Genomic DNA, 14,471 nt, shown 5'->3' with positions numbered 1-14,471 from the left:
TTTAAAGATAAATAGAGTTTCCAAAAATGGCAACTATTTTTATTAAAATCTAATATTCAATCCAAGCAAGAAGTTTGTTGTTGCTTGTGGATAATAGAAATTGAATGATTTGCGGTCATTTCCATCCATGTATCCCCATGTGTAACCGCTGGTTTCATATTTTTCATTAAATAAGTTATTGATGCTAAGATTTAGATCTGCATTTTTAATTCCTAATACGCTGAACGAATAGATTGCTCTTAGGTTATTAACAAAGAATGCATCAATGCTTCTTTCTTTGCTCGATGTGTTGTCTAAATATTGGCGAGAAACGTATTTTGATGCCAAAGCAAATTCCAAAACAGGAACAGGTTTGTACGAAAATTCATTCGAAAGAATGGTTGATGGCGATAATGCAATGTCGGTATCCCCGTGTTCAATCAGGGTACCGCCAAAATCTTCAACAAAGTCTTTGATTTTATTTTGGCTGATGCCCGCTGTGGCTTTCCAAAGAAATTTAGCAGATATCGCATAAGCTGCGTCTAACTCAAATCCAGCTCGGTAACTGTTCGGGATATTCATGCGCAATGTTGATCCAACATCGTTCAATGCGCCGGTCGGAATCAGTTGATCTTTGTAGAACATACCATACAAGTTCGCTCCAATGTTTACTTTTTCATTGCGGATTCGGTAGCCGATCTCAATGTCCTGCATTTTTTCGGGTTTTGGGTTGTTTCCTTCCAAATCGACAAAGTCATTCCGAACAGGCTCTTTGTTTGCATAAGCATACGAAGCATAGACATTTGATTTTTCGTCGATCAAATATGTAAATCCTACTTTGGGATTAAAGAAATTAAAAGTTCTGTCGAAGTCTAAGCCTTTAACTTTATTGTCGTCACCGACAACTGAATAATTGATGTGCCTAAATTGCAGATCAGCAAAAAGCAACAGGTTATTTAATTTGTAGTCAGCTTTGATAAAACTATTGAAATCTGTTTTCTTAGCATGATTTAAATAATATTTATCAGTTAAAAAACTTGTTGAAGCATATTCTGCCCAAATGATCTCGCCATAATGATCGCCTTTGTATTCGTTGTAAGCCCCGCCAACAGTAAACTTTAGGTTCTCTGAAGGATTGTAGTTTACGGAATAGGTCGTTCCGTAGAAGTGGTTGTCCAACCATCTTCTTCTTACTAAATCAGTCGTTTTTACGGTATCGGAACCGAATATCACATTCGCTAATCCGTATTCAGATAGCTTATCATCCTCTCTAAATTCTTCATAATATCCTGCTCCGCGAGTATAATGGAGCGCTACATTGAAGTTGATTTTTTCATTGATAAAATTGCTGTAGTGCAATTGATGGTGGGTCTGCGTATAGTTATCGGTTTGATTGTCGTACAAATATTTATTGTAAGTTCTTCCCGCATTCAACAAGTTTTCCGTTTCCTGATTCGTGTAGCCTTCTACTGCAGCATATTCGCGCATTCCCGCTTCATCGTTTGTCAGTCGCGGCTCTGGCGTACCATACCAAGCCTGATAAGTTTTTTCTTTTCCAGAAAACACAATTGCCTTTAAAACGTGCTTGTCAGAATAGTATCCACCATCAACATAAAAAGATTTTAAATCGGATGAAGCACGGTCTATGTAGCCATCGCTCACGATTCGTGATAGGCGGGCATTGAACGCAAATTTATTGTCCAAAAGACCTGTTCCAACTTTTAGGGTGTTTTTCCACGTGTTGTACGAGCCGAATGAATTGTTTAGCTCAGCGTATGGGTTTTCTTCCAATGTGGTCGATTGTATGTTGATTGATGCTCCAAATGAACCGGCTCCATTTGTGGAAGTACCTACGCCTCTTTGAATCTGCATATTTTCTGTAGAAGAAAGAAAATCAGGTAAATTGATAAAAAATGAACCCATACTTTCTCCATCATTTAGCGTAATGCCATTCAAGGTTACATTGATCCTCGCATTATCTGATCCACGTATTTTCATATTTGTATAACCAACGCCTGCTCCAGCATCAGAACCGATGACGACAGAAGGTGTTTGATCTAATAAATAGGGTATGTCCTGGCCAAGATTATTTCGGCGAATTTCTTCGTTGCTTAAGTTTTTAAAGGTTGTTGCCGAATTGTTTTTTGCCCGAGTGGATTGAACCAGAACTTCATCCATTTCGATTGTAGCAGGAATCAATTGGACGGTTAGGCTTTGATTTCCATCAATGTTAAGCGTTTTTTCTAGCTTTTGATAACCAACGAGCGAAACTTTTAAGAGGGATTTTCCATTAGGTACATTCTCAAATACCACTAATCCTTGATCAGAACTTTGTTTTCGGTTGTTCGGGTTTTGGCCCAGCTGCGCATTCGCCCCAGCTAATGTTTTTCCATTTTCAGTTTGGATAGAAACTGAAATTTGATTTTGTGCTGTTGCTATTAACGAAAATAACAGCAAAAAACCGCTGATGCATACTTTAATCATCATTAAAAAAAATAAAAAAATAATAAGTTAAACATATTGTTGCAAGGGGTTACAACAACTTTTAATAATTTAACTAACCTTCCCTCCGCCAGCATTATCTGGATCAGGTGCGTATTAACGAGTAATACCGGGTATAATCTCAGCCTTTTTTCGTGTTATTAAAAAAAACAAGGCACCCCCATTGATGGGTCAAATATAATCATTAAATAATAATCACTAAATTTAAATTTGAAATAAGTTTTTAAATTATACAATAATTCTTGTTAAGTTTGTGTCTAACAAACTGAATTTTCAGTTTCAGTTGTGTTAAATGTCCATTAAACTAGATTTAAAACATCGAGGATAATAGGCACAACTTAAACTTTTTACTAATTACATGATCAAGTATTACTCAGCAGATTTTATATTGCCAGTAAACGCTCCTGCGATGAAGCAAGGCGTCGTGGCAATCGATGAAAGTGGTGTCGTTCAAGGCGTCTACCATAGTCACAGCCCCGAGGTTGAAAAAGTAAAAATTAAAAAACTAAATGGGGTTTTGGTCCCAGGTTTTGTTAATGCCCACTGTCACCTTGAGTTATCTCACCTAGAAGGCAAGATTGATAAAGGCAACGGATTGATAAGTTTCCTGTCAGAAGTGATGGAAAAACGTGAATCTAAGGAAAGCAAAATCGTCGAAAAGATGATTGAGGCAGACAAGAAAATGTTTGAAAATGGAATTCAAGTTGTTGGAGACCATGTGAATACAGCGATTTCTGCTCCGATTAAAGAGAACAGCAAAATCAAATACCACACTTTCGTGGAGATTATTGCGCTGAAAACGGAAGATGGCCAGGAGAAAATCGACGAAGCAAAAGACGTTGAATTTAATTTTGACCACGCTCACTCTTCGATCACGCCACATGCGCCATACAGCTGTTCTAAAAACACGTTCAAACTATTCAAACGCGCAGTTTCTGACGACAATATCATTAGTATTCATAATCAAGAAAGTGAAGAAGAAAATAAATTGTTCCGTTATAAAAACGGAGAATTTATTGATTTCTATGATAAATTGGGCATTTCAATGGACGATTTCAAAGCTCAGGCGAGAAATTCAATCCAGTCGTACCTTCCTTATCTCCCAATTAACAATAAGTTAATTTTGGTTCACAATACTTTTACTTCATTAAAGGATTTAGACTTCGTAGATCGCATGAATAGAGATATTATTATCTGTATGTGCCCTAAGTCTAATTTGTTTATAGAAAATAAATTACCTAAAATTCAAAATTTCGCACAAGATAACCGCAGAATTGTAATCGGTACTGATAGTTTGGCATCAAACAATACATTAGATATTCTTGAAGAATTAAAAGCAATCCATAAAGAATTCCCAGAGTTAGATTTCAAACAAACAATCAAATGGGCTACTTTGAATGGTGCTGAAGCTTTGAATTTAGAGAAAGAGTTTGGGTCTATTGAAGTTGGTAAAAAACCAGGTCTAGTGTTGTTAAAAGGGATGAAAAATCTTCAATTAACTCCTGATGTGAAGCTTCAGCGAATAGTATAGAACTTATCCCATTTTGTTTATTATTTTTGTAGCAGATGAAACATTGGAACATTCTAATATCGGGTAACGTTCAAGGAGTCTATTTTAGATTTACGACAAAAGCAGTAGCAGATCAGCTAGACGTAAAGGGTTTTGTGACCAATAAGCCTGACGGAAAAGTATATGTAGAAGCAGAGGGCGATCAATTCGCCCTCGATTCGCTTCTTGAATTCTGTCATGAAGGGTCAGACCGAGCGGAAGTAGAACATGTAGAAGTAGAAGAAGCCGAACTCAAAGGCTTTAAGAACTTTGAAGTCATCAAAAAAGTAATCTAAGTAACCGTGTCGGGCGTTAAAAAATTTATAAGCGATACCGTTATTTATGGATTAAGTACCATCATTTCTAGAGTACTTAATTTTCTGTTAACCCCATTTATTGTTCGGCAGTTTCCAAATCCTTCGATTTTTGGAACATTCACCCTAATGTATGCTTGGAGTTCATTCGTCAATGCCCTTTTGGCGTTTGGAATGGAGACCACCTATTTTCGATTCATCCATAAGGTAGAACCCCAAGACAAGCAAAAAGTATTTAACAACAGCTTTATTGTTATTCTTTTTACGTCAATTATCTTTCTTATTACGGTGTTAACGTTTACTGATTCCATCGCCAGCTGGTTGAGCGATGGAATGGATGTGCATGAGTACGCAATGTATGTCAAGTATTTTGCGTTTATCTTGGCAGCTGATGCGCTCGCAATCATCCCGTTTGCAAAAGTCCGAGAAAATGGAAGGCCATTTCGCTACGCCATTATTAAACTAGTTAATATTGTTACCTACGTTTCGACTTCTCTTGTGCTGATTGCGGGTGTACCTATGTTGATTGAGTATTTTCCATCCACAATAACTTTTTTCAGCTGGTATCAGAATGGCTGGATCGGCTACATCTTTGTTGCTAATTTGATTGCTAGCGCTGTGACGCTAATCATGCTATTGCCAGAGATATCCACGTTTAAATTTAAGCCTGAAAGAAAACTGATTTCTCAAATGGTGCATTATTCATGGCCGATTATTTTGGCGAATATTTCATTTATCATAAATGAAAATTATGACAAAATGTTCTTTACAAAGCTCAACCCTAGCACACAAGGCCAGACGGATTTTGGTGTTTATGGTGCCGTCAGTAAAATTGCTATCTTCTTGAATTTGTTTATTACGGCTTTTCGATTGGGTGCCGAGCCTTTTTTCTTTTCATACGCGAAGGAAGAAAATGCGAAAAGTGTCTACGCTAGAATCATGGAGTATTTTGTGATTGCAATGGTTATAGGCATGGTTGCGATTTCAGCTAATCTAGATTGGCTGAAGTATTTTGTAGGAAGTGATGAGAGTCCATTGTATTGGACAGGATTATTTATTGTTCCTTTCATCTTATTTAACTTCGTTCTGCTGGGGATTTATTCCAATCTTTCTATTTGGTACAAACTGTCTGACCAAACCAGGTATGCGCTTTATATTTCAGCTGTTGGAGCCGTTTCTACCATTGTTTTATGCTATTATCTGATTCCAGAATATTCGTATGTCGGAGCTGTATTTGCAACCACCGTTGCCTACATTTTAATGGTCGGCCTTTCCTATTTCTGGGGACAGAAGAAATATCCGATTCCTTATAAAACGGTTAAAATTCTAGCGTACTTGCTTATCGGAGTTGTTCTTAGCTGGGTTTGTTACGGTGTTCTAAATAGCAATTTCTGGCTTTGCAATTTAGTCCTTATTGCTTTTGTTGGCGCAGTGATTTATTCGGAAAGAAAGATGATTCTCCCTATTCTGAAAAGAAGGAAATCTATTTAGACAGTTTCTAGCTCAAATTTATCTTTTATTTCTTCCAGAACTTCTTGTATTTCTTCGATGGTTTGAAGCGTAACCAATTTCATGCGGTATTCTTTAAAATCCGGAATTCCTTTGAAGTAATTCGAATAGTGTCTTCGCATCTCAAAAATCCCTAATTTATCGCCTTTCCATTCGATCGACTTTGTTAAGTGCGTTCTGCAAACTTCTACACGTTCTTCGATGGTAGGCCCTTCTAACCGTTCGCCAGTGGCAAAAAAATGTTTGATTTCCCTGAAAATCCAAGGATAACCGATGGAAGCGCGTCCGATCATGATGCCATCTACTGCGTATTCTTTTCTCCATGCCGCAGCTTTGTCTACAGAATCGACATCGCCATTGCCGAAAATAGGAATATGGATGCGTGGATTTTTCTTAATATCGCGAATCATTGTCCAATCCGCTTCGCCTTTATACATTTGAGCACGTGTACGACCGTGGATAGATAGTGCCTTAATGCCAATGTCTTGCAAACGCTCCGCAACTTCATCCACATTTTTTGTGCTGTCATCCCAGCCTAAGCGTGTTTTAACAGTGACTGGTAAATGGGTTGATTCGATAACCGCTTTGGTCATTGCGACCATTTTATCAATATCTTGCAATAAACTCGCACCTGCGCCACGACAAGCAACATTTTTTACAGGACATCCATAATTGATGTCAATTAAATCGGGGCCAGCTTGTGAAGAGATTTCAGTCGCTCCGCGCATAGATTCGATTTCTGAACCAAAAATCTGTATGCCAATCGGGCGTTCGTATTCAAAAATATCCAATTTTTTTCGCGACTTTGCTGCGTCGCGAATCAATCCTTCTGACGAAATAAACTCAGTATACATCATATCAACCCCATTTTTTTTGCACACAAAACGGAAAGGCGGGTCGCTTACATCCTCCATTGGAGCAAGTAATAACGGAAATTCCCCTAAATCAATATGTTCACCAATTTTTACAGACATGATGCAAAGATAGAAAAGTAAAAATTAAAAAAGAATGATGTGCTAACTAGTACATTACATTCGAAAAACATTTCATAACCAATACCACTTCATTTGCTCAGCTCAATCACTTCCATAGCCCTTTCTAACCAAGCTCACTCACAAATTCCTGAATTGATTTTCCTGGATTATCAGTTTTCATAAAATTTTCACCTATTAGAAAACCATTAAAGCCTGCTTCTTTTAGCTGTAAAATAGTTTTTGGGTCAGAAATTCCGCTTTCCGATACTTTTAGAAACTGTGCTGGAATTTTATTGACCAAGTCATAAGAGTGCGCTAAGGAAACGCTAAAATCATTTAAGTTTCTGTTATTCACTCCAATTGCATCGATGTCGTCAAAAATACTTCGATTTAGTTCTTCTTCATTATGCACTTCCAACAATACATTCAGCCCTAAAGACTTTGCATAAGCGGAAAATTCTTTGATTTCATCTGGATAAAGACAAGCGGCAATCAATAAGATTATATCTGCTCCGTAAGCCTTTGCTTCTGCAATTTGATATTTATCAATGATAAATTCCTTTCTCAGCAATGGAATGGTAAGGGCTTCGCGGGCTTCAGATAAATCAGCCAAAGTTCCGCTGAAAAATGCATTGTCCGTCAAAACCGAAACGGCTGAGGCTCCAGCAAGTTCATACGCAGTTACTACTTCTGGTACAGAAGACTTATCATTAATGATTCCTTTAGATGGAGAAGCGCGTTTATATTCTGCGATGATTCCAGTTTTATTTTGATCTAACATGCTGTCTTTTAAAGAGTAGCATGCTCTTGGAAATAGAGGGTATTCGTAAAGTTGTTCCAAAGAAACTTCCTCTTTTGCTTTAGCAACTTCTGTTTTTTTATGGTCAACGATTTTATCTAAAATAGTCATTTTAATTTTTTCTGAATTTGATAAGTGTTTCTGAAAATGTCAGTCTCCGCATTAGGGAGTTTTTAACCAGTTTTCAATTAAAATTTTTCCATTTTCTGTCAATATCGATTCTGGATGGAATTGCATTCCTTTGACATCCAAAGTCTTATGGCTTAAAGCCATAATGGTTCCATCTGCGTCTAATGCTGTTATTTTTAAAGTTTCTGGCAAAGTGGATTTTTCAACAGCCCAAGAATGATACCTGCCTATTTTAGATTCTTTTGGGAAGTTCTGGAATAGTTTTTCAGAATTGTCCGTGATGACGATATCTGTCGCCACACCGTGCAATGGCTTCTCCATATTGAATAATGAACCGCCAAATACCTCCGCTATCGCTTGTTGGCCCAAGCAAATTCCTAAAATGCTTTTCGTATCCGAATATCGTTTTATGAGTGGCATTAATAATCCGGCTTCTTCCGGTATTCCCGGGCCGGGTGATAATAAGATTTTATGGTAGGCATCTACGTCTTCCAAGTCGAATTTGTCGTTCCTCCAAACTTCATAATCAGCATTTAACTCTTGTAATAGATGAACTAAATTATACGTAAAAGAATCATAATTATCTATTACTAGTACTTTCTTGTTATGCATGTTTTTCGTGGTTGTTTCTTCTGAGGTATTATTTTTGTCGTCAGAATTCTGAGCGGGGCTTGTATAGTCAAATACAAGACCATCAGTTCCTAACTCAGCTTCATTTTGATCCATAATGGCTTGCTGTTTAGCTAAGTATCTATTCTTTAGCTGCAAAAGCTCTTCAATGCGCTCCTCTATTGTTTCAATGGATGACTGTGTGTGCGAAATTTTTTCGCAAAATTCTAATGGGCGTATCATAGGGTTTCTGCAAGTTCTAATGCTTTTCTCAAAGCGGCAATTTTATTATTTACTTCTTGTAATTCCATTTCTGGATCCGAATCAAGGACGATCCCACCGCCTGCTTGATAATGCAGGGTGTTTTCTTTGCTTAAAAACGAGCGGATCATAATCGCATGGTTAAAATCTCCATTGAATCCCATGTAGCCTAAGGCTCCTGAATAAAATGAGCGTTGCTGTTCTTCATACCGATCGATTAATGTCAACGCCATGTGTTTCGGTGCGCCAGAAAGTGTTCCTGCAGGAAATGTATCGCCCACGATATCGAAAGGATTGGCACCTTCTTTCAATTTTCCGGTGACTTTCGAAACCAAATGGATAATATGGGAATAGTACTGAGGTTCCATGTAGGATACAACTTTGACATCCGTGCAATGTCTGCTTAAATCATTCCGCGCTAAGTCAACCAGCATCACGTGTTCGGAAGTTTCTTTTGGATCTTTTCGTAGTTTTTCAGCTATGATCTGATCATCATCCATATTTCCAGTACGTTTAAATGTGCCCGCTATCGGATAAATGGTTGCTTCATTTTTATGAATACGCAATTGTGCTTCCGGAGATGATCCGAATAGTTTAAAGTCCCCATAATCGAAATAAAATAGGTAGGGCGAAGGATTAATTGAACGTAATGCCCGATAGACATTGAATTCATCGCCTGAAAATTTTGTTTTGAACGCTCTTGATGGAACGATTTGAAAGACATCTCCTCGTTGGATATGCTGTTTCATTTTTAGAACCAGTTGTCTATGTCCTTCATCCGTCCGGTTAGAAGTCTCTTCGCTTTCTCTTCTGAAATCATATTCTGGGAAATTTTTGTTTTGGATCAAGAATTCCAAACGCTCCATTTCGCTTTTTTCATTTTCAAGAAGATTTTCAAAAATATACAGTTGGTTTCTGAAGTGGTCAATTGCGATTACGTATTTATAAACCGCATACTGAAGCAATGGGATATTTCGTGATGAATCTGCTTTAGTGACCAGTTTTATGTCCTCAAAATGTTCAATCGATTCAAAAGTAAAATACCCAAAAAGACCATTTGAAATCACGGATACTTCATCGATAACATCGTTTTCAAATGATTTTCTAAAACTTGTGATTTCTTCCCTCAGATTATTTTCCAACATATTTTTATGGATAACTTCCTCATTTGGATATTGGATCTTCAGGTCGTTCTGGAGCAATTTAATACTAGCGATATCTTGACAGCAAATATAGCTGATGTTGTTATCACGATTCTGATATTCTGAACTTTCTAGTAATAAGCTGTTCGGAAAAGTGTCCCTTAACCGCAAATAAATACTAACCGGCGTTGTCGTGTCCGCAAGTATTTTTTTGTGAGTAGTTTTAAATTTAAATCGCATAAAAGTCAAATAATTTTCAATTATAATAAAAAAGCCCGACGATTAGATCGTCAGGCTGATTCTGATTGGATTTTGGTTGATTATTATTCTTGAATTACTACCATACCAACAACAGATGCTGACGCAATTGAATTGTGCCACCACCAGTTTGTAGTTGTAAGTAATTTGTTAGTAAACATATATGGATACAAATCTAAGATTAATTTTCTTTCTTCAAACTTATTTTTGCAAAAAGTCTAAAGAAAAACCGTTTTTTCAATCGTTTAATAAGTCGGGTCTTCTAGCTAGTGTTCGCTCAAGCTGCTGTTGGTCCCTCCATGCTGCTATTTTCGCCTCATGGCCGCTTAGTAAAATTTCTGGTACTTTGTGCCCTCGCCAGTCTGCGGGCCTTGTATAAATAGGAGCATCCAATAGCCCATCCTGAAAAGAATCAGATAAAGCCGAGGTTTCGTCAGATAACACGCCGGGAATCAATCTGCTAATGGCATCTACCACGATCGCTGCCGGAAGTTCTCCGCCAGACAGCACATAATCGCCTACAGAAATTTCTTTTGTGACAAAAATATCCCGGATTCGCTGGTCAATTCCTTTATAATGACCACATAAAATTATTAGATTCTGTTTTGTGGATAAGCCATTGGCAATTTGCTGGTTCAAAGTTTCCCCATCAGGCGTCATGTAAATGATTTCATCATAAGCGCGTTCGCTTAAAAGCTTCTCAATGCATAAAGCAAAAGGCTCGATTTGCATCACCATTCCCGATCCGCCCCCGTAAGGATAATCATCCACGCTTTTTTGTTTGTTCTTCGCGTAATCCCGAAGGTTGTGCACATGAATTTCAACTAAGTTTTTGTGTTGCGCACGTTGAAGGATTGAGTGCGCGAAAGGACTTTCTAACAAAGCGGGCAAAACAGTGATAATATCAAATCTCATGTTCAAAGGTAAGGAATAAAATATTTCAATTTTAGATTGGCCACGTTTTCATTTAGTTTATTAATATTAAAATACAACAAATTTTTTGTTAACTATTAAGAAAGTAAAATTATGCATTTTTAGCTTTATTTTACTTATATATCTTTATGGTTATTCAAATATCGTATATTTTATAGAATTGTTTTGTTACGATATGCTTGTCTTTGTGTCCTAAAATCTTTATCTGGATGCGTTAATTTGTGGTTTTAGTTTTAATTGTCAATTTAAAGCAGTGCTTCTTTAGTTTTTTTGTTTTCGATAATATATTTGTGGTATTGCTGAGTTAAAAGCTAATTATTTACCTACTAATTCAGCTTATCTATTAACTAATTAGACATGTACCAATATGAAACAAAAACTACTCAGTGTCTTTGTGCTCTGTATGCTACTGATTGGGGCATCTTATGCACAAACCAAACAGATCCGGGGAAAAGTTACCTCTGCAACTACCGGTGAGCCTATCGCAGGGGCATCCGTCTTGATTCAAGGAACGAATCAGGGCACACAAACAGATGCTAACGGAGATTTTTCTATAACCTTTCCCAGCACCTCAACGCATTTAGAAATCAGATACATTGGATATCTAACTCAAACATTTGCCGTAGGTAGCAGGAATTTTGCAGAAATTAGGTTGTCGGTTGTAGAGAATAGTCTCGAAGAAGTTGTTGTGACGGGGGCCGGTTTGACGGCTCAAAGAAAAGCAATAGGTAATGCTCAAACTACAGTCAAAAGCGATGATATTTTGCAAGCAAAGCCAATGAATGTCGTAACAGGATTAACGGGTAAAGTTCCTGGCTTGGTGGTTCAGGGAGTAAGCTCCGGAGTTAATCCAAATTATCGGGTAGTACTTAGGGGGATGCGTTCATTGACAGGTAACAATGAAGCTTTAATCGTTGTAGATAATGTTATTGCTCCTTCCTCGATATTGGGAAATTTAAATCCAGACGATATAGTTGATATCACAGTTTTAAATGGCTCAGGCGCAGCTGCCTTGTACGGTTCAGCAGCTTCCAACGGGGCATTAATTATAACTACTAAGAAGGGTAAGTCTTCTGAAGGTTTTGAAATAAATTTGGAAAACTCGTCGATTTTCGAAGAAGTAAGTTTTCTTCCGCAAGTTCAAACGCTTTTTGGTTCGGGATCAGCGGCAGATTTTCCAGTTTACGTTCCGTATGAAAACCAACAATATGGACCCGCGTTTGACGGCTCAATAGTCGAAATCGGAAGCCCACTGGAGGACGGAAGTATTCAGACTGTCCCTTATGTATATAGTAGTGGAAAGGACGACTTTTGGGAACTGGGTTATAATAATCAAACAAGCCTATCTCTTTCTAGTAGATCTGAAAAGAGTAGCTTTCACCTTGCTGGACAATATCTGCAGGCTACCGGAACTGTTCCCTTTGATAAATACAATAGAGCGACTGCGAGAGTAAGTGGAGTAAACAACATTACAGACAAACTAACATCTACTTACTCTGCATATGTAGCTCAAAATAACTATGACATTACCTCAGAAGCTGACTTGGTGTACGAATATGTTTTAAATACCCCAGGGCAGATCCCATTAACGGATTATGAAGACTTTATAAACAATCCATTTGCAACACCAGATGGGTATTTTAACATGTATTATAACAATCCATACTTTGTTGCAGCAAACAATAGAAACCTGACTAAAAATAATTATCTCCTAGGGAATATTGAACTAAAATATAATCCAACAAATTGGTTGGATGTTTTGGGAAGGATCGGGTATACGTCCTCTTATCAGAATAGAAAGTTGACTAGTGGGGTTTACTTGTACTCAGATTATTCTAAGACATTGCCATCAAGTTATAAAGACGAGGATTTATTAGGATCTGTAGAAGACGAATTTTCGTATAATACTAAGTTGGTCACTGATTTTATTGCGCATGCAACACACACAAATTATGAAATTAAATTCGATTACACCGCAATAGGCCAGTATATCCAAAATCAGTATTCGATGGTCAACGCGGCGGTAGAGGGCCTGGCGGTACCAGACTTATATAATTTAGATAATAGTTTAAATAACGCAGAAGTTGAAGGTCCGCGATATTTGGCGCGAACGATTGGTTTGGCAGGGAAAATTGATCTAGCTTACAAAAACTTTTTATTTCTTTCCCTTACAGGAAGAAATGACTGGACTAGTATTCTAGACCCTGGAAATAGATCATATTTTTATCCATCTGCCTCGTTATCATTTGTCCCAACAGATGCATTTGCTGCCTTGAAAAACGTCAACGCTTTGGATTTTCTAAAATTAAGAACAGGTTGGTCTAGAGTTGGGCAAGTTAACTTAGGTAATGCAACCGATTTTGGAGCATATTATTTAGAGCCAACTTTTTCGCAAGGTTCAGGATATCCTTATGATGGTATTGGTGGTCACAGTTGGTAACGATTTAGTGCAAGAGGGATTAAAACCAGAAATAACGACTTCGTTTGAAGTCGGTTTTGAATCTTCTTGGCTTAATAATAGAATTAGTGCTGATTTTACATATTACAATAATAAGACAGTAGATAATACAGTTTTAACCGGGGTTTCAACGACAACTGGATTTAGTGGGTATTTGACTAACGCAGGAATTACCTCTGGGTACGGAATCGAATCTAAATTGGCAGTAACGCCCTATAGATCGAACAGCTGGGATGTTACATTAGGAGGGAATTACGCATACATGGAAAATAAGGTTGTAGAAATATCAGATAATTTGGAGGTTTTAAGTTTGGGTGGATTTAGCGATTTAACAGGATCTTATGCCGTAGCGGGCGAAAATTTTCCTGTTATTATGGGAACTGCATATTCTAGGGATCCTCAGGGGCGTATAATTGTAGATGCAATAACTGGATATCCAACTTCGGACGGGACGCTCCAGGTGTTAGGAGATGCTGCGCCAAATCACATATTAGGCTTAACATTAGATATCCGTTGGAAAGATTTGTCCTTCCACACATTAGCTGAATACAGAACAGGTAATGAAATTTATAATGCTGGTGGAACAACTTTTGATTTTACAGGAGCAGGTGTCAATACAGTGGCCTATAATCGAGATAGGTTTGTAATTCCTAATTCTGTTTATTGGGATGAGGCATCTCAATCTTACGTTGAAAACACCAATGTTACGGTTAGAGATGGGGGAGCAGGTTACTGGACTATGGGAGATCCTAGAACAGATATAGCCGAAAACTATGTGACCTCTGCAGCATTTTGGAAAATTAGAGAGATGTCACTTACATACCGAGTTCCTGCATCCTTTTTAAAAAGCCAGAAAGTTATTAAAGCTGCAAAAGTCAGTTTACAAGGTAGAAACTTATTTTTGTGGACACCAGCATCAAACGTTTATACAGATCCGGAGTATTCAGCAGCAAACTCATTATCTAATGGAAATGCAATTGGTTTGACAAGTTTAAGTCAAACACCACCCTCAAGATACTACGGATTTTCAATTGGTTTAACTTTTTAAAATAATA

11 protein-coding genes are annotated in these 14,471 nt (G+C 37.6%); 5 read left to right on the top strand and 6 right to left on the bottom strand.

Annotation, left to right across the window (positions count from 1 at the left end):
- Window positions 1-42 precede the first annotated feature (42 nt).
- Complete coding sequence (locus tag C4F49_RS09540) at window positions 43-2,466, bottom strand: TonB-dependent receptor (RefSeq protein ID WP_196935633.1); 2,424 nt, start codon at window positions 2,464-2,466, stop codon at window positions 43-45.
- Window positions 2,467-2,839: 373 nt separating this feature from the next.
- Between C4F49_RS09540 and C4F49_RS09535 the strand changes: the two genes are divergently transcribed.
- From C4F49_RS09535 to C4F49_RS09525, 3 genes are read left to right on the top strand one after another with little or no spacing between them, the layout of a single operon-like run.
- Window positions 2,840-4,012, top strand: a complete 1,173-nt coding sequence (locus tag C4F49_RS09535) for an amidohydrolase family protein (protein WP_196935632.1) — start codon at window positions 2,840-2,842, stop codon at window positions 4,010-4,012.
- 35 nt (window positions 4,013-4,047) lie between these two features.
- Window positions 4,048-4,326: an acylphosphatase gene (locus C4F49_RS09530; protein ID WP_196935631.1), complete on the top strand. Its 279-nt coding sequence runs from the start codon at window positions 4,048-4,050 to the stop codon at window positions 4,324-4,326.
- Window positions 4,327-4,332: 6 nt separating this feature from the next.
- Window positions 4,333-5,835, top strand: a complete 1,503-nt coding sequence (locus C4F49_RS09525) for an MATE family efflux transporter (RefSeq protein ID WP_196935630.1) — start codon at window positions 4,333-4,335, stop codon at window positions 5,833-5,835.
- Here C4F49_RS09525 and dusB read toward each other — a convergent pair.
- From dusB to trmD, 5 genes are all read right to left on the bottom strand, one after another.
- Window positions 5,832-6,827 (bottom strand): tRNA dihydrouridine synthase DusB, encoded by a 996-nt coding sequence (gene dusB / locus C4F49_RS09520; protein ID WP_196935629.1) that lies wholly within the window; start codon window positions 6,825-6,827, stop codon window positions 5,832-5,834. The genes C4F49_RS09525 and dusB overlap by 4 nt on opposite strands.
- A gap of 124 nt (window positions 6,828-6,951) precedes the next feature.
- Entirely contained in the window at window positions 6,952-7,737 is a 786-nt protein-coding gene (gene trpC, locus C4F49_RS09515; RefSeq protein ID WP_196935628.1) for an indole-3-glycerol phosphate synthase TrpC, read from the bottom strand.
- 51 nt (window positions 7,738-7,788) lie between these two features.
- Entirely contained in the window at window positions 7,789-8,367 is a 579-nt protein-coding gene (locus C4F49_RS09510; protein ID WP_196937241.1) for an anthranilate synthase component II, read from the bottom strand.
- A gap of 236 nt (window positions 8,368-8,603) precedes the next feature.
- A complete protein-coding gene (locus tag C4F49_RS09505; RefSeq protein ID WP_196935627.1) occupies window positions 8,604-10,007 on the bottom strand; it encodes an anthranilate synthase component I family protein in 1,404 nt (467 codons plus the stop codon).
- A gap of 255 nt (window positions 10,008-10,262) precedes the next feature.
- Entirely contained in the window at window positions 10,263-10,940 is a 678-nt protein-coding gene (gene trmD / locus C4F49_RS09500) for a tRNA (guanosine(37)-N1)-methyltransferase TrmD (RefSeq protein WP_196935626.1), read from the bottom strand.
- Window positions 10,941-11,325: 385 nt separating this feature from the next.
- On the opposite strand from trmD, the gene C4F49_RS09495 reads away from it, so the two are divergent.
- Together C4F49_RS09495 and C4F49_RS09490 are read left to right on the top strand one after the other, a co-directional pair.
- Entirely contained in the window at window positions 11,326-13,398 is a 2,073-nt protein-coding gene (locus tag C4F49_RS09495) for a SusC/RagA family TonB-linked outer membrane protein (RefSeq protein WP_196935625.1), read from the top strand.
- Entirely contained in the window at window positions 13,373-14,464 is a 1,092-nt protein-coding gene (locus C4F49_RS09490) for a TonB-dependent receptor (RefSeq protein WP_196935624.1), read from the top strand. Before C4F49_RS09495 ends, C4F49_RS09490 begins: the two co-directional genes overlap by 26 nt.
- Window positions 14,465-14,471 lie beyond the last annotated feature (7 nt).

This window comes from Sphingobacterium hungaricum (genome assembly GCF_015210005.1).
Taxonomy (GTDB): Bacteria; Bacteroidota; Bacteroidia; order Sphingobacteriales; family Sphingobacteriaceae; genus Sphingobacterium; species Sphingobacterium hungaricum.
The sequence above is the reverse complement of the archived record's forward strand: the minus strand, read 5'-3'. Positions and strand labels throughout refer to the sequence as shown.